Annotated in this window: 17 protein-coding genes and 1 pseudogene; 6 read left to right on the top strand and 12 right to left on the bottom strand. The window is 63.4% G+C overall.

Annotated features, from left to right (window positions below; genetic code table 11):
• Positions 1-127: 127 nt before the first annotated feature.
• Both AAIL67_RS12425 and AAIL67_RS12420 read left to right on the top strand, forming a co-directional pair.
• A complete protein-coding gene (locus AAIL67_RS12425) occupies positions 128-1,426 on the top strand; it encodes a THUMP domain-containing protein (RefSeq protein ID WP_343484126.1) in 1,299 nt (432 codons plus the stop codon).
• Complete coding sequence (locus AAIL67_RS12420; RefSeq protein WP_063663457.1) at positions 1,423-1,914, top strand: PIN domain-containing protein; 492 nt, start codon at positions 1,423-1,425, stop codon at positions 1,912-1,914. Before AAIL67_RS12425 ends, AAIL67_RS12420 begins: the two co-directional genes overlap by 4 nt.
• Positions 1,915-2,036: 122 nt before the next feature.
• Here AAIL67_RS12420 and fos read toward each other — a convergent pair whose 3' ends face one another.
• Complete coding sequence (gene fos / locus AAIL67_RS12415; RefSeq protein ID WP_063663907.1) at positions 2,037-2,447, bottom strand: fosfomycin resistance glutathione transferase; 411 nt, start codon at positions 2,445-2,447, stop codon at positions 2,037-2,039.
• Between the two features lie 52 nt (positions 2,448-2,499).
• Positions 2,500-3,303, bottom strand: coding sequence for an SDR family oxidoreductase (locus AAIL67_RS12410; protein ID WP_063663460.1), 804 nt, complete (start codon positions 3,301-3,303; stop codon positions 2,500-2,502).
• Between the two features lie 240 nt (positions 3,304-3,543).
• Between AAIL67_RS12410 and AAIL67_RS12405 the strand changes: the two genes are divergently transcribed.
• Complete coding sequence (locus AAIL67_RS12405; protein ID WP_034355212.1) at positions 3,544-3,861, top strand: multidrug efflux SMR transporter; 318 nt, start codon at positions 3,544-3,546, stop codon at positions 3,859-3,861.
• Between the two features lie 68 nt (positions 3,862-3,929).
• Entirely contained in the window at positions 3,930-5,066 is a 1,137-nt protein-coding gene (locus AAIL67_RS12400; RefSeq protein WP_034355209.1) for a 3-deoxy-7-phosphoheptulonate synthase, read from the top strand.
• A 112-nt stretch (positions 5,067-5,178) separates the two neighbouring features.
• Here AAIL67_RS12400 and AAIL67_RS12395 read toward each other — a convergent pair whose 3' ends face one another.
• From AAIL67_RS12395 to ureE, 5 genes and pseudogenes are all read right to left on the bottom strand, one after another.
• On the bottom strand, positions 5,179-5,694 hold the full coding sequence (locus tag AAIL67_RS12395; protein ID WP_034395953.1) for a GNAT family N-acetyltransferase: 516 nt from the start codon (positions 5,692-5,694) through the stop codon (positions 5,179-5,181).
• A 624-nt stretch (positions 5,695-6,318) separates the two neighbouring features.
• Entirely contained in the window at positions 6,319-6,978 is a 660-nt protein-coding gene (ureG, locus tag AAIL67_RS12390) for an urease accessory protein UreG (protein WP_003068221.1), read from the bottom strand.
• A 32-nt stretch (positions 6,979-7,010) separates the two neighbouring features.
• Positions 7,011-7,343 carry an antibiotic biosynthesis monooxygenase gene (locus tag AAIL67_RS12385; RefSeq protein ID WP_343484134.1) on the bottom strand — a complete coding sequence of 111 codons (333 nt, stop codon included), beginning with the start codon at positions 7,341-7,343 and terminating at the stop codon, positions 7,011-7,013.
• 13 nt (positions 7,344-7,356) lie between these two features.
• Positions 7,357-8,073 carry an urease accessory UreF family protein gene (locus tag AAIL67_RS12380; RefSeq protein ID WP_059440625.1) on the bottom strand — a complete coding sequence of 239 codons (717 nt, stop codon included), beginning with the start codon at positions 8,071-8,073 and terminating at the stop codon, positions 7,357-7,359.
• A pseudogene (ureE, locus tag AAIL67_RS12375) lies at positions 8,060-8,578 on the bottom strand (urease accessory protein UreE); the annotation flags it as partial. The pseudogene ureE and the gene AAIL67_RS12380, both read right to left, overlap by 14 nt.
• A 109-nt stretch (positions 8,579-8,687) precedes the next feature.
• Between ureE and AAIL67_RS12370 the strand changes: the two are divergent.
• Entirely contained in the window at positions 8,688-9,194 is a 507-nt protein-coding gene (locus AAIL67_RS12370) for a gamma-glutamylcyclotransferase family protein (RefSeq protein ID WP_034355195.1), read from the top strand.
• On the opposite strand, the gene ureC is transcribed toward AAIL67_RS12370, so the two are convergent.
• The 5 genes from ureC to AAIL67_RS12345 form a co-directional block, all read right to left on the bottom strand.
• Positions 9,179-10,921, bottom strand: a complete 1,743-nt coding sequence (ureC, locus tag AAIL67_RS12365) for an urease subunit alpha (RefSeq protein ID WP_224649192.1) — start codon at positions 10,919-10,921, stop codon at positions 9,179-9,181. The genes AAIL67_RS12370 and ureC overlap by 16 nt on opposite strands.
• Positions 10,922-10,944: 23 nt before the next feature.
• On the bottom strand, positions 10,945-11,616 hold the full coding sequence (locus AAIL67_RS12360; RefSeq protein WP_034404636.1) for a LysE family transporter: 672 nt from the start codon (positions 11,614-11,616) through the stop codon (positions 10,945-10,947).
• 6 nt (positions 11,617-11,622) lie between these two features.
• On the bottom strand, positions 11,623-11,946 hold the full coding sequence (locus AAIL67_RS12355) for an urease subunit beta (RefSeq protein ID WP_034355186.1): 324 nt from the start codon (positions 11,944-11,946) through the stop codon (positions 11,623-11,625).
• 54 nt (positions 11,947-12,000) lie between these two features.
• Positions 12,001-12,618 (bottom strand): HupE/UreJ family protein, encoded by a 618-nt coding sequence (locus AAIL67_RS12350; protein WP_059440608.1) that lies wholly within the window; start codon positions 12,616-12,618, stop codon positions 12,001-12,003.
• Between the two features lie 64 nt (positions 12,619-12,682).
• Positions 12,683-12,985, bottom strand: coding sequence for an urease subunit gamma (locus tag AAIL67_RS12345; protein WP_003068240.1), 303 nt, complete (start codon positions 12,983-12,985; stop codon positions 12,683-12,685).
• 246 nt (positions 12,986-13,231) lie between these two features.
• Between AAIL67_RS12345 and AAIL67_RS12340 the strand changes: the two genes are divergently transcribed.
• The gene (locus tag AAIL67_RS12340) at positions 13,232-15,343 is read left to right on the top strand and encodes a TonB-dependent receptor (protein WP_343484125.1); all 2,112 of its coding nucleotides are present in this window, start codon (positions 13,232-13,234) and stop codon (positions 15,341-15,343) included.
• The last annotated feature ends 14 nt before the right edge of the window (positions 15,344-15,357 follow it).

Here is a 15,357-nt window from a genome sequence, read left to right as displayed (position 1 = left end):
TAGAGCAACGCTTGTCGTGCGCGGGCACCGGAAAAGGCCTAGCGCGTATGCTTATGCCCTGTAAAGCGCACAACAGGCTCCCGTGAGCGTCCGGCGCCTGCGCCGTTGCTGGCGCGCACTGATTTCTATGAACCAACTGCATTTGTTTCTGCCCTGCGCCGCCGGCGTCGAGGGCTTTCTGGCCGACGAGGTCCACGCTATCACCGGCGTCAGCGGGCAGGACCTGCTCGTGGGCCGGGGCGGCGTCATGCTGCGCGGCATGTGGCGCGATGCCATGCTGCTCAATCTGCACAGCCGTCTGGCTCAGCGCGTGCTGATCGAGCTGTCGCACACCATGTACCGCAGCGAGAACGATCTGTACCGTGCCGCCAGCGAGGTGGCCTGGGAGATCTGGTTCACGCCCAAGGAAACCTTCAAGATCGAAGTCACGGCCCAGCACAGCCCGCTGACCAGCCTGAACTTCGCGGCGCTCAAGGTCAAGGACGCGATCGCCGACCGTTTTCGCGCCAAGCGCAACGGCGTGCGCCCCAGCGTCGAGACCCATCACCCCGATGTGCGCGTGCACCTGCACCTGACGACCGACGGCGCCACCATCTATATCGACACCTCGGGCGAGGCGCTGTTCAAGCGCGGCTGGCGCGAGGACAAGGGCGATGCCCCGCTCAAGGAAACCCTGGCCGCGGCCATGATTGCTGCCTCGGGCTGGAACCCGCATGGCGACAATCCCCAGCCGCTGTACGACCCCTGCTGCGGCAGCGGTACCCTGGTGATCGAGGCCGCGCAGATCGCGCGCAAGATTCCAGCCGGCATTCTGCGTCGCTTTGCGTTCGAGAAGCTCGTGCCCTTTCAGCGTCATGTCTGGGAAGCCATGCTGGATGAGGCAGAGAGCCAGATCCTGCCCGAATCGCCGGTGGGCATTTACGGCTCTGACATCGCCTTCCGCATGGTGGACTTTGCCCAGCGCAATGCCGAGCGCGCGGGTGTGTCCGATACCGTCAGCCTGCGCGGCGGCGATGCCTTGCAGCGCATGCCGCCCAGCGAGCAGCCCGGCATGATGCTGCTGAACCCGCCCTATGGCGAGCGCATCGCGGCCGCCGGCAGCGCAGGCCGCAATGCGGCCGAGCGCATGGGCCAGGTCGAACGCGCAGGCCGTGAAACCGCGCAGACCGAGGACGGCGGCGAATTCTTCAACCAGCTGGCCAGCCATTGGAAGAAGAACTACAGCGGCTGGAGTGCCTGGATGCTGACGCCCGACCTCAAGCTGCCCAGCAAGATGCGCCTCAAGGAGTCGCGCCGCACGCCCATGTGGAACGGCCCTATCGAGTGCCGTCTGTTCCGCTTCGACATGGTCAAGGGCGCGGTCAAGCCACGCAAGCCCGCAGACGATGCTGCTCAGAGCGGCAAGCCGGAAGGCCGGCCTCAATGAAGATCGCTCCCCTGCGCTGGCCGGCCTGCAACGCCGGCTACGACGGCCCTTTGCCGCGTCCCATGATTCTGGACACCAATGTGGTGCTGGACATGCTGATTTTTGACGATCCGGATATTCCTGCCATCCGCGAGCTGGTTGCCCGTGGCGAGGTGCGCTGGATTGCCGACGAGGCCCAGCGCATCGAGCTGGGTCGCGTGCTGCACTACAGCCAGATTGCGCCGCGCGTCAGCTACTACGGCAAGACGCCCGAAGGCGTGATGGCCGCTTTTGATGCAGCCGTCGAATATGTGTCCGCCGCACCTAAGATTCGCTTCACCTGCACCGATCCCGACGACCAGCATTTCCTCGATCTGGCCAGCCAGCACAAGGCCTTGCTGGTCAGCAAGGATAGGGCCGTGCTCAAGCAGCGCAAGCGCGTGGCAACGCACTATGGCGCGACGGTCGGCAATGTGGTGGTGATGGAAGAGGAGTGGCTGGCCGCCTAGTGTGGCGCAGCAAGGCGTGCACCCCGGTATCGACTGGCAGCGCTCCTTGGAGCGCTGCTGTGTCAAACAGGCTCTTGCACCTGTTTTTGCCTGAGTATTGCCACCGTTGCCTGCTCGTTGGCTCAGTCGAAAAACAGCATGCCCGCATAAGGCCGCAAGCGGCATTGCGCCAGGCGGCTTTCCAGCGAACCGACATGGGCTTCGAGCTGGTGGCCGTCCGGGTCCAGAAAGTAGAAGGAATCGCCTTCGCTGTGGTTGCTCTTCCACTCCCGGGCCCCGCATGACCTGGCATGCTCCACAAAGTGCGCGAAGTCCTGCTGAGCAATGGTGAATGCGTAGTGGGTGTAGCCAGAGGTGCGGGCCTGACTTCGCTGTTCGTCTGACGACAGGCACAGCCACAGATCGCCGAGTCCCAGATAGGCACCCGTATCCCACTGCGCGCGTAGACGAAACCCCAGCACGCGCACGTAGAAGTCCACGCTGCGCTGCAGGTGCGTGACGGCAAGCGTGAGGTGATTCAATCCGGTAAGCATGGTGGCGATGGGCATGAACAGCACAAGGCGTGGAGTGTGCCATTGCCATGCATCACTTCGTTCTGGGCAGCCACGGCACGCCGTTGATATGGCTGCCGCCATCGACAAACAGCGTATTGCCCGTGACATAACGGCAGTCTTCGCTGGCCAGGAATAGGGCTGCGCCGCCAATGTCCCGCTCGGGGTCGCCCATATGGCCCATGGGGTTCAGACGCAGCATGTCGGCTGCGTTCTCGGGCTGGCTCGCCGCAAATCTTTGATAGGCTTCGGTGGCCGCGCCGGGACACAGGGCGTTGCAGCAGATGCCAAAGGCCGCCCATTCGCGCGCGGCAGAGCGGGTGAGCGTGCGCAGCGCTTCCTTGGCCATGTTGTAGTCCACCGAATAAGGGTGGGCGTTGACGCCGTTGAGCGAGCACATATTGATGACCCGGCCCCAGCGTCGCTCCTTCATGCCGGGGAAGACTGCCTGCATGGCCCAGAGCGCCGATTGCGCACCTATGCGCCAGGCCCAGTCGGAATCGAGATCGCCGAGCGTTTCGACCCTGGCAAAGCCGGATTGGCTGCCGGGGCGCCGACCCCAGGCATTGTTGACGAGGATGTCGATGTGGCCGAACTGCGCCAGGGCGGCATCGACCATGCTCTGCACGGCGACATGCTCGCTCACATCGGCCACGGCATGTCCCACCTGAACGCCAAATTCGGCGCGGATTTCTGCGGCGGCCCTGGCACAGGTTTCGGCATTGATATCGGCCAGCCACAGGCTGGCGCCTTCCGCCGCAAAGCGGCGTGCCACGCCTTTGCCAATGCCGGCACCTGCGCCCGTGATCAGGGCTACGCGGTCTTGCAGTCGGTTCATTGTTCAGCTCTTCCTCGTTCCATGGACGAGTCACTGTGCGGTGTCGCCGGCGCTGCGACATCGTCGAATCGGACGAGAAATCGGCCCAAGATTGTGGCGGCCGAACCACCCATGGCTGGCCCGGATTTGCCCATGCGGATTAGGATTCATGCCGCAGGGACGACCTTGCTGGACCATGCGATGCATGGCCTGTATTTCTGCCGGGACGGCCTGGCCATTTGATCTTCAAAGAGGTTTTCTATGGCTTGGGTTTATCTGCTGGTGGCCGGCATTCTGGAAGTGGTCTGGGCCTTCACCATGAAGCAGTCCCATGGTTTCACCAACCTCAAATACAGCGCCATCACCATCGTGGCCATGATCGCCAGCTTTGGCCTGCTGTCGGTGGCCATGCGCACGCTGCCCCTGGGCACGGCATATACGATCTGGACCGGTATCGGCGCCGTGGGTGCATTCCTGGTGGGCGTCACGGTGCTGGGCGAGCAGCTCAGTGCCATGCGCGTGGGAGCGGCTGTCCTGATCGTCAGCGGTCTGGTGCTGATGAAGCTGTCGGCGGAATGAATGCCCGGGCGTGAATGGCGACGGGGGACGAACACGTGGGGTGAAGCGCATGGCGCGACAATAGCGGGATGACATCCTCCACGACGCCCCTGCATCCCAGCGCAGCTTCGGCCCGCAAGGCCCAGCCCAAACTGACCACGCTGGACAAGACCCGCATTGACGACACACGTATCAAGATCGTGCGCCCGCTGCTGACCCCGGCACTGCTGGAAGAGTGGTTGCCCGTGACCGAAGAGGCGCAGCAACTGGTCGAATCCAGCCGTGCCGCCATCTCGCGCGTGCTGCATGGCCAGGATGACCGGCTGGTGGTGGTGGTCGGGCCTTGCTCCATTCACGATCACGATCAGGCCATGGATTACGCGCGCCAGCTCAAGGTCCAGGCCGATGCGCTCAAGGACGATCTGCTGATCGTGATGCGGGTCTACTTCGAGAAGCCGCGTACCACCGTGGGCTGGAAGGGCTATATCAACGACCCGTACCGTGACGGCAGCTTTGCCGTCAATGAAGGGCTGGAGCTGGCGCGCCGCCTGCTGCTCGATGTGCTGGCGCTGGGCCTGCCCGCGGGCACGGAATTCCTGGATCTGCTGTCGCCGCAGTTCATCAGCGACCTGGTCAGCTGGGGCGCGATTGGTGCGCGCACCACGGAGAGCCAGAGCCATCGCCAGCTGGCCAGCGGTCTGAGCTGCCCTGTGGGCTTCAAGAACGGCACCGATGGCGGCGTGAAGGTGGCCAGCGATGCCATTTTGGCAGCCCAGTCCTCGCATGCGTTCATGGGCATGACCAAGATGGGCCAGAGTGCGATCTTCGAGACACGCGGCAATCAGGACTGCCACATCATCCTGCGCGGCGGCAAGGCTCCCAACTACGACGCGGCCCATGTTCAGGCCGCGTGCGAAGTGCTGGAAAAAGCGGGCCTGCACCCGCAGGTGATGATCGACTTCTCGCATGCCAACAGCAGCAAGCAACATCGTCGCCAGATCGATGTATCAGCGGATGTGGCCCAGCAGATTGCGGGGGGCGACACACGCATCACCGGCGTGATGATCGAAAGCCATATTCACGAAGGCCGCCAGGACATTGTCGAAGGGCAGGAGCTGCAATACGGTGTCTCGCTCACCGATGCCTGCATCAGCATGGAGCAGACTACCCCGGTGCTGGAGCAACTGGCAGCCGCCGTGCGCGCACGTCGCCTCAAGGCGGCCTGAGGCAGCCGGACGAGGCTGGATGAGCAAGAGGCGCTGCGGCGCCTCTTGTTCTTTGTGCTTTGTGCTTTTCAGGCATCCAGCCTTGTAGATCTTGGGGCGGCCGCTAGTGCTTTCAGAGATCCAGCGTCAGCTTGAGCATGTCCTTGTGCTGCACGCCGCGCTCCCACAGCGGGGTGGTGTAGTTCTGCAAAAAGAAGTCGCGCTCGATGTCGGTGACGCGAAACCCCAGGCGTTGATAGAACAGCAACTGGTCGCCAAAGCTGCCAGTTCCCACTTCCAGCTGTTGTACGCCGCGTTCGCGCATCTCACGGATGGCGCGCTGCAGCAGGGCCGAACCTATGCCCTTGCTCTGCCAGGCCGTGGACACGGCCATATTCATCAGCTCCCATCGGTGAAGGCCGTCGCCCTCGGGGACCAGCACGCATACGCCGATCAGGGCACCGAGGCCGCTGGGCGTGAACTGGGTCGTCTGGCGCGCTCCAAAACAGGTGGAGCCGGGCAGATAGCGCTTGACGCGCTCGCGCGAGGGGTCGGCCAGCAGCAGCAGATGCCAGGGGGCTTCTGCGGGGTTCATGGTGGTGATATGCCAGGAGTCGGTCGTGCCCGGGCCGGTCAGCGTGGAGCTCATGCGCGCACTCCCTTGCGGCGGAAGGCGGGCGCTGCATATCGGCCGGGCTGGATGTCGGCATTCACTCGATGGGACGTAAGCCCGTCCATCTGCTGCAAACCACAATCTCGCGCCATTTCCACTTTCCACCTGCGGGAGTTGTGAGCCCGCCACAAATATTGTCAACAGGCCATAGAGTAGCAGTCGGAGGGCAAATTCGGTGACCTACTGGTGAAAAGTACAGCGTTCTGCGGCAATTTTGATGCAGGAATCTCGCAAATATTGACCTGCACAGGCCTTGCAACTGCGTGAGCAAGTACTTCGAGTCAGTGCGCTGACGAGCCTGACGTCCTTTGCGCAGGACGTGCTTTGCAAAAACGGAGATAGTGGTTTATACTTATCCGCAAGGGTTAACCCTTAAGGTTTAACCCGCGAATGACAGTACATGAGATGCGTGCTGTCCATCGCTTGAAGTGCATCTCTTGATTTCATAGAAAGCTCATCATGCGCCAAGCTATCAACTCCCTGATCGAATTCATCCAAGAAGCTCGCGAGTTCCATCTGGACCTGGCCAACCAGTAATCACGCACTGGTTCGAGAAACAGCCGCCGCTCAAGGCGGCTTTTTTTCGTCCCGAAAGAGGTGTCAGGCCGCCAACAAGCCCTGTTTTTCTATGAAGGCCACCACCTCGTCCAGACCTTCCAGTGTCTTGAGATTGGTCATCACAAAAGGCTTGAGCCCCTTGGGCGTGGTGCGCTGCTTGATGGTGTCGCTGCGCATGATGTCCAGATTGGCGCCCACATGGGGGGCCAGGTCGGTCTTGTTGATGACGAAGAGATCGCTCTTGGTGATGCCGGGGCCGCCCTTGCGCGGAATCTTCTCGCCTGCTGCCACGTCGATCACGTAGATGGTCAGATCCGACAGCTCGGGGCTGAAGGTGGCCGCCAGGTTGTCGCCGCCCGATTCGATGAAGACGATGTCGGCATCGGGGAAGTCCTTGAGCATGCGGTCGATGGCTTCCAGGTTGATGGAGGCGTCCTCGCGAATCGCCGTGTGCGGGCAGCCGCCGGTTTCCACCCCCATGATGCGCTCGGCGGGCAGGGCACCACTGATGGTCAGCAGGCGCTGATCCTCCTTGGTGTAGATGTCGTTGGTGATGGCAACCAGGTCCCATTTGCCGCGCATGGCCTTGCAGAGCATCTCCAGAATCGTGGTCTTGCCCGAGCCCACGGGCCCGCCTATGCCCACGCGCAGCGGCGGCAGCTTCTTGGTGCGGTTGGGGATATGGTGCAGTGCGGTCGACATGGTGAGTTCTTTCGGGGGTGAGAGGGTTGCGATCAGCGGGCCTTGCCGTAGGCACGCTCCACCTTGGCAATGCGCAGCTCGAAATGCTGGTACCAGGTGGTGTGACCTTTTTCCTGGGCGATCTGGTGCTCGGCGTTGTGCTTCCATTGACGGATGGCTTCCTCGCTTTCCCAGTAAGACACGGTGATGCCGAAGCCCTGGGCATCGCGGGTGCTTTCAGCGCCCAGATAGCCTGCTTGCTGGCAGGCCAGCTCCACCATGCGGTCGGCCATCTCGCCATAGCCCCGGTCCTCCTGGGTGCGCAGGGAGGTGAAGATGGCGGCGTAGTACGGTGGCTGGGGTGTGGCGGCAAACAGTGCAGACATGGCGGACGAAGGTTCAGCTACGGAAAAGTCGAGAATACTGGTGTTCATGCTGGGCCGAGAGAATGGCCAGCATGGGCGAAAAAGCCTGTCTTGCGTTGTCCGGCAATGCCAGCGCGTATTCGACGGCGGCAGGAATCTCGGAAGTCAGTCGCGCCAGGATGCGCTGGCCGGCGCTCTGGCCCAGGGGCACGGCCTTGATGGCGGCCTGAACCATGTTCTCGGCCCAGCCAAAGGCATAGGCCAGCAGCGCATCGCGCGGCGTGGCTCCGGTGCATTGGGCCGCCAGCGAGAAGGCGATGGGGTAGCTGGCATCCTGCGCGGCCAGCCAGTGGGCGGAGGCCAGCGCGGCTGCTTCGTCGGCGTAGCGGTTTTTCAGCCACTCGGTCAGCGAGCGGCCCATCTGCTCGGTCTGCAGGCGCAGCTCGCTGGTTTCACGCGTGACTCTTACCCACTGGTTGAGGCTGGCGATGCGCGCCAGATCGGCGCCTTTCCAGGCCGGCATGGCCTGCGCAATCACGGCCATGTCCCCGCGCGACTGGGTCAGATGCAGCTGCTGCACCAGCCAGCCGGCGGCCTCTGCTTCCGTTGCGACCAGCGCCGCATTGATGGCTGCTTCAAGCCCTTCCGAGTAGGAAAAGCCGCCGATGGGCAGGGCCGGCGAGGCCAGCCACATCAGCTGCAGAAAGCTCTGCGCGCCAAGAGCCAGCAGTGGCTCAGTGGGCGTGGTCATGCGAGTGTCCATGGCCGTGATGATGGTGGCTGTGGCCGTCATTGGTCACATGGCCGCCATAGGCGCCTCCTTCGGGCTCGAACGGCAGATCGGCTTCGACCACCGTCATATGCATGCTGCGCAGCATATCGGCCAGCACATGGTCGGGTTCGATCTTCAGGTGGTCGGGCTGCAGCTCGATCGGCACATGGCGGTTGCCCAGATGGTAGGCCGCGCGCATCAGGTCAAACGGCGTGCCATGCTCGGCGCAGGCCGTGATATGCAGCACTTTTTGCGGCGCGGCCAGCACGCGGATCAGGCTGCCGTCTTCGGCCACCAGTACATCGCCGCCGCGCACAGCCTGGCCGCGTGGCAAGAAGACGGCCAGCTCGCGACCCTGGCTGTCGGTGGCGGCAAAGCGGCTCTTCTGACGTACGTCCCAGTCCAGTTCCACGGACGCGGCGCGTTTGAGGATGACGGCGGAAAGGCCCTGGCCCTGAAGCAGCAGTTTGTTGGCAGTCAGCATGGTGAACTCACAATGAAATAAAAGGCCCGGACCAGATTGGCGCGCATGTTGCATGTGCTGCGCATCTCAGTGATTTTTATGGACAACTCTTTTGGAAACTTCGACAGAAATGGCAGCCCCGACCTCTTTGCATGATGCGCCTGCCGACTGGCAGGGCTGTGGCGCAGCCTATGTGGCGGTGTATGGCACTTTGCGTGCCGGTGGCATCAACGATATTGCCAGGCTCCAGCCGGGCGTTGCCTGTGTCGGCAGGACCCAGCTGACCGGCACTTTGCATGACCTCGGTTGGTACCCGGGTCTGAGGCTGCAAGGCTCGCAGACCGTGCTGGCCGAGGTCTACCCCATGGACGCAGCGCTGGAGCGGGCCATGGATCGCATCGAAGGCCTGTGGCCCGAAGACCTGGGCGAATACACCAAGCGCATTCTGACCCTGCCCGTGATGCTGACCCAGGGCGGTCAGCAGTCCATCACTGTGCTGGTGTACGAGGCCTTGCCCGCCACCGTGAGCGCTGCGCCGGAGCTTGCCGTCAGTGACTGGCTGGCCTGGTTTGAGGGCAAGGGCATGCAGCATCCGGATTCGGAGTTTCAGCTCAACACCGCTCAGAACAGAAAGTAGCGCTGTGCCATGGGCAGGCTGACCGCGGGCTCGCAGGTCAGCAGATCGCCATTGGCGCGCACGGCATAGGTCTGGGCATCCACCTCCATATGCGGCGCCAGATCGTTGTGGATCATGTGCTGCTTCTTCACATTGCGTATGCCCCTGACCGCCGACAAGGTCTTGTGCAGCCCGAAGCGCTGGCCGATGCCGGCGGCAAGTCCTGCCTGGGAGACAAAGGTCAGCGAAGTTCTGGCAACCGCCCCGCCAAAGCTCGCGAACATGGGGCGGTAATGCACGGGCTGAGGCGTGGGAATGGAGGCGTTCGGATCGCCCATGGCCGCCATGGCGATGCTGCCGCCCTTGAGTATGCAAAACGGCTTGACGCCAAAGAAGGCCGGCTTCCAGATCACGATATCGGCCCACTTGCCCACCTCGATGCTGCCCACCTCGTGGCTGATGCCATGGGCAATCGCGGGATTGATGGTGTATTTGGCGATGTAGCGCTTGATGCGGAAGTTGTCGTTGCGCGCGCCGTCACCATTCAGGGCGCCGCGCTGCAGCTTCATCTTGTGCGCCGTCTGCCAGGTGCGCAGTATGACCTCGCCCACGCGGCCCATGGCCTGGCTGTCGGAGCTGAACATGCTGATCGCGCCGATGTCGTGCAGGATGTCCTCGGCAGCAATCGTTTCCTTGCGGATGCGGCTTTCGGCAAAGGCCAGGTCTTCGGCAATGCCGGCGTCCAGGTGGTGGCAGACCATGAGCATGTCCACATGCTCGTCCAGCGTGTTGATGGTGTAGGGGCGCGTGGGGTTGGTGGAGCTGGGCAGGACATTGGCCTCGCCCACCACCTTGAGGATGTCGGGCGCATGGCCGCCACCCGCGCCTTCGGTGTGGAAGGTGTGAATGGTGCGGCCCTTGAAGGCGGCCACGGTGTCCTCCACAAAGCCGGACTCGTTGAGCGTGTCGGTGTGGATGGCGACCTGGGTGTCGGTGTCTTCGGCCACATCGAGGCAGTTGCTGATCGCTGCCGGCGTGCTGCCCCAGTCCTCGTGCAGCTTGAGGCCGATGGCGCCGGCATTGATCTGCTCGTGCAGGCCGCCGGGCAGGCTGGCATTGCCCTTGCCCAGAAAACCCAGATTCATGGGGAAGGCGTCGGCGGCCTGCAGCATGCGTTCCATATGCCAGGGGCCTGGCGTGCAGGTGGTGGCGAAGGTGCCGGTGGCCGGGCCGGTGCCGCCGCCGATCATGGTGGTCACGCCGCTGGTCAGTGCTTCTTCGATCTGCTGCGGGGCAATGAAATGGATATGGGTGTCGATGCCGCCTGCGGTGACGATATTGCCTTCGCAGGAGATGATCTCCGTGCCCGGGCCGATGATGATGCTCACGCCCGGCTGAGTGTCGGGGTTGCCGGCCTTGCCTATGGCCACGATGCGGCCGTCCTTGAGGCCGATGTCGGCCTTGACGATGCCCCAGTGGTCCAGGATCAGTGCGTTGGTCAGCACGGTATCGACCGTGCCACCTCCGTCAGGGCCGGTTCCCGTCCCGTCGCGTGTGCGCTGGCTTTGCGCCATGCCGTCGCGGATGGTCTTGCCGCCGCCGAACTTCACTTCCTCACCATAGCCGCCAGCGGCCAGGGTGTAGTCTTTTTCGACTTCGACGATGAGCTCGGTATCGGCCAGGCGCAGACGGTCGCCCACGGTGGGGCCAAAGGTTTCTGCGTAGGCTCGTCGGTCCATGGTGGCCATTGAGGAATCTCCGATTCAGGTGTTCAGCGCAGGGACTGCTGCTGGGCTGCCGGTGGCAGGGCGGCGGGGCTTGTGCTGAGCAGGTCGCGCAATGTGCCCAGTGCCAGGGCCAGCAGCAGGGCAGCGCAGCAGCGGTAGGTAAAACGGCTCCAGTGCGCGGCAGCGCGGCGGAAAAGCCGGTCCACCAAGGCAGCGCAGACAAAGCACCAGAGCAGGGACGAAGTCATGAATCCCGCGAAGAAGACCCCGTAATCGCTGGCACCGGGCTGGGCCACGCCCACCGCCCCGAGGGCGCTGCCCATGGCGGCCCAGTAGGCCAGGTTCTGCGGGTTGGTCAGCGACAGGGCCATGCCGCGGCGCAGGGCCTGCTTCTGCGTGGCGGCGGCGGTGTTTGAAGCATCGAGCCGGTGTTCGGTACGCGCGGCCTGCCAGCTGTCCCAGGACAGCCAGAGCAGGTAGGCAGCGCCCGCCAGGCCAATCGGCCAGCGCAAGGCGTCGATCTGCATGACCAGACCAATGCCGGCCAGGCCCAGCAAGGCCCAGCTCGCATCGCCCACCAGGGAGCCCAGCTGCACGGCCAGCGCCGGACGATAGCCGCCGCGCACACCTTGGCGCACGGTCTCTGCAAACACTGCTCCGGGCGCTGCGTTGAACACCAGGCCCAGCACAAAAGCAGAAGCAAACAGCATCAGCATGGCAGGTCAGTCCCTGGAATCTGCGGGCAGTGGGCCCTGGACCAGACCGCGAAAGCCATAGATCTGGCGGTCGCCGCCGATCTCGACCAGCTCCACCGTGCGTTGCTGGCCCGGCTCGAAGCGCACGGCCATGCCGCTGGCAATATTCAGGCGCATGCCGTGGGCGGCGGTGCGGTCGAAATCCAGGCCCGCATTGGTTTCGGCGAAGTGGTAGTGCGAGCCGACCTGAATCGGCCGGTCGCTGGCATTGTTCACCACCAGCGTGAGCGTGCTGCGGCCGGGGTTGAGTGCATGGCTGCCCTCGTCAAGAATCAATTCGCCGGGAATCATCTTTCGTTTCCTTGCGCAAAGGCCTTGTGCTGCGCTGTGCCGAGGTGTGTCATATCAGACCAGTTTCGTCAGCATGAAAGCGCCGAGTGCGGCAGTGGCAGCACCGCCGAACCTGGCCAGCCACTGGTGGCGCTGCATGACGGCATGACCGAGCACCATGCCGGCGATATGCAGTGTGGCCGAGCCCAGAGCAATGCCCAGCAGTGCACCGAAGGCAGCCAGGCCGCTGTCTCCAGCCAGCTCAAAGCCGTGCGCAGCGCCGTGGAAGAAGGCAAACACCGCAGCCAGGGCGGCGGCTGCGCCCCAGGGCATTTTTTGCTGAACCAGCACCAGCAGGCCCAGCACCAGCACGGATGCGGCAATCATGGGCTCTACGCCCGGCACCCACAGGCCGGCAAAGCCGGCCACGGCACCCGCCACCAGCAGGGCCACAAAGGCCGCAGGTGCACGCCAGGCCGTGCGCAGGCTGGGCATGGTCAGTGCGCTCCAGGCGCCCACAGCCAGCATGGCGGCCAGATGGTCTGCGCCGGTAAACGGGTGGGCAAAAGCATGACCCAGACTGTCGAGAAAGTGGTGATGGCTGCCTGCATCGGAGCCCATATGTGCGAGAGCGGACAGGGGCAGTGCAGTCGCCGTGGCGGCTGTGGTGACAAGGAGCTTATTGAATTTCATAGCTATCTGCGCTTGATGGGTAAGGGTTTGATGGCTGAAAGGCTCGAAGTCTCTGGACGCTGCTTCAGGCGATGGGCTCATGCACGGTGACCAGCTTGGTGCCATCGGGGAAGGTGGCTTCGATCTGGATGTCGGGAATCATCTCGGGGATGCCCTCCATCACATCGGCGCGGGTCAGCACGCTGCGGCCTTCGCTCATGAGCTGGGCCACGGTCCTGCCATCGCGTGCACCCTCCATCACAAAGGCACTGATCAGCGCCACGGCCTCGGGGTAGTTGAGCTTGAGGCCACGAGCCATGCGCCTCTCGGCCAGCAGGGCCGCAGTGAAGATCAACAGCTTGTCTTTTTCGCGTGGTGTCAGTTCCATCTTCTTCAATCCCTCAGTCGGCACGCGCATCCGGCAGGGCTGAATGAACGCGAGGAGTCAGTTTCATGCCCTTTTATGTAGCAAGTGCCATGCCAAAGGCCAGTCTTTATTGCCAGCATGTAGGCAAGTCGCCGCAGGTGTTTTGCACCTTGTTGGTGCTGTCGGCACGCGGTTATGCACCACGGCGTATCGGCGAGGCAGCGATGGTGCTTTGTGGTGCATTGTCGAGCCGTAGCGGTGCATCGCATGGCACGAACTTTGCTGTTCTGGTGCATGTACAAAGGACCATTGAATAGGGGATGCGCTCAGGACCTGGGGGCCACGGCAAGACTCGGAGTGCTGGCCTTGGGCGGTACGCTGTGGATGGCTTCGGCCGTACAAGCGCAAACAGCCGAGGAAGGCGACAAGGTATTGCCCGAGGTGAGGGTGAATGCCCTGGTCAAAGGCCAGGCGCTGGATGAGTCACAACGCGCGTTTTCCGTCACCGAGTTCAGGCGCGACGAAATTCGCGAGCAACCCAGACAGGAGGTGGAATCGTTGTGGAGCCAGGTACCCGGCATGCATGTCAATCACTACCAGCTCAGCGGTGTGGCCAACGGGCTGGTGCTGCGCGGCTTTGCCGGCGGTGGCCACGGCGGTGATGTGGCGGCCACACTGGATGGCATCCCGCTCAACGAAGCCATGTCGCATGCGGATGGCTATTTCGATCTCAATGTGGTGGTGCCACTGGAGCTGGACAAGGTCAATGTCTATCGCGGTCCCGTGTCGGTGCTGCAGGGCAATTACAACCGCGCAGGGTTGCTGGAGCTGCGCACGCGGCGCAATGGCAGCTATGCGGAGTTCGATGTCAGCGCCGGCTCGCATGGCATGTTCGATGCACAGGCCGCTCTCGGGCGCGAGCTGGAAGGCGGCGATCAGCTCAACCTGGCGACTCAGCATGCACGCGGTGATGGAGCGCGGCCCGCCTCGCGCCATGAGCGCAGCACCATCAGCGGCACCTGGAAGCACCATGTGCATGAAAAGCTCGATATCTCGCTGTCCGGTCGCTGGCACGAGGCGCGTGGCGACTCGCCCGGCTATCTGACCGAAGCGCAGTGGCGGCAGGACCCACAGGGCAAGGACAGCCGCGTGGTGGGTGATGGTGCCAACAAGCACTTTGGCACGCTGCGCCTGGATGCGCAGTACGCACTGGATGCAGATACCCGGCTGCTGGGTTTTGTCTACGGCACGCAGCAGGATTTTGTGCGCTGGTTCACGCGCCCGCGCAGCGCCACCTGGATGCAGCGCGAGGAGCGCTACGACCGCAGCGTGCTGGGAGCGGGGCTGAATCTCAGCGGCAAGTCGCTTCTGGCGGCGCGCGAGCTGAACTGGATGCTGGGCCTGGAGCAGGTGCGCGAGTCCACGGACTATGGCTACTGGGATGGATTGCTGGATCGCCGGCGTACCGGCCCTGCATTGAATGATCGCAATACACGGCTCGACAACACGGCGATCTACGGCCAGGCTGGCTGGCAGCCAACGGCCTGGTTGCAGACCACGGCGGCCTTGCGCTGGGACCACTTTGACGGCAGTTGCAGTCTGCTGGGGGCAGAGGCCGGTGGCGATGAATGCAGGAGCATGCAGGGGCGCAGCCATGCCAGCCCCAAGCTGGGAGCCCTGGCGCAGCTCAATGCCCGGACGGCCGTGCGGGCCAACTGGTCGCAAGGCTTTGCGCTGCCCAGCGACTTTGCCAAATACGCGCTGCGCAACAGCGACCTGCATGCCAATGTCTTTCGCCAGAGCGAGCTGGGCGTGGAGTGGAAGCCATCGGTCCATTGGCTGATCGATGCCTCGCTCTACCGCATCAGCTCCAGCCATGAAATACGCAATACGGCACCTGGTGAGTATGAAAACCTGGGCGCGACCGTGCGCAAGGGTGCAGAGCTGCAGCTGCACTGGTTGCCCAGTCGCAACTGGCATGTGGAATGGACTTATGGCCACAATCGCTCCGAAGTCACGCAGAACGCGGATGCCGCACTGCTGGGCCGGCGCGTGGTGGCCGTGCCCGAGTACACCAGCACCTTGCATGCGCGCTGGATGCCGCGTGGCGATGTCACCTTGCATGGCGTGTTGCGCCATGTGGGGCGTGCGCCCATCAACGCCAGCAATACCGAATGGGCCGGCAGCTATCGCTGGCTGGACCTGGGTCTGCAATACCGATTGCCCGCAAGCCTGGCGCGCAATGCCAGCCTGAGCCTGTGGCTGCGCAACGCCGCCAACACCCGCTATGCCAGTACCACCACCATGATTGCCGGCCAGCGTCTGGTCGCCCCCGGCGCGCCGCGCAGCGTGCAGCTGGGCCTGCAGTTTTCCTTATGATTTCCGGAGCTCCC

It is taken from the genome of Comamonas sp. A7-5, from assembly GCF_039581385.1.
In the GTDB taxonomy this organism is placed as follows: domain Bacteria; phylum Pseudomonadota; class Gammaproteobacteria; order Burkholderiales; family Burkholderiaceae_C; genus Comamonas; species Comamonas thiooxydans.
Note: the sequence above shows the minus strand (reverse complement) of the source record. Positions and strands in the feature narration are given on the sequence as shown.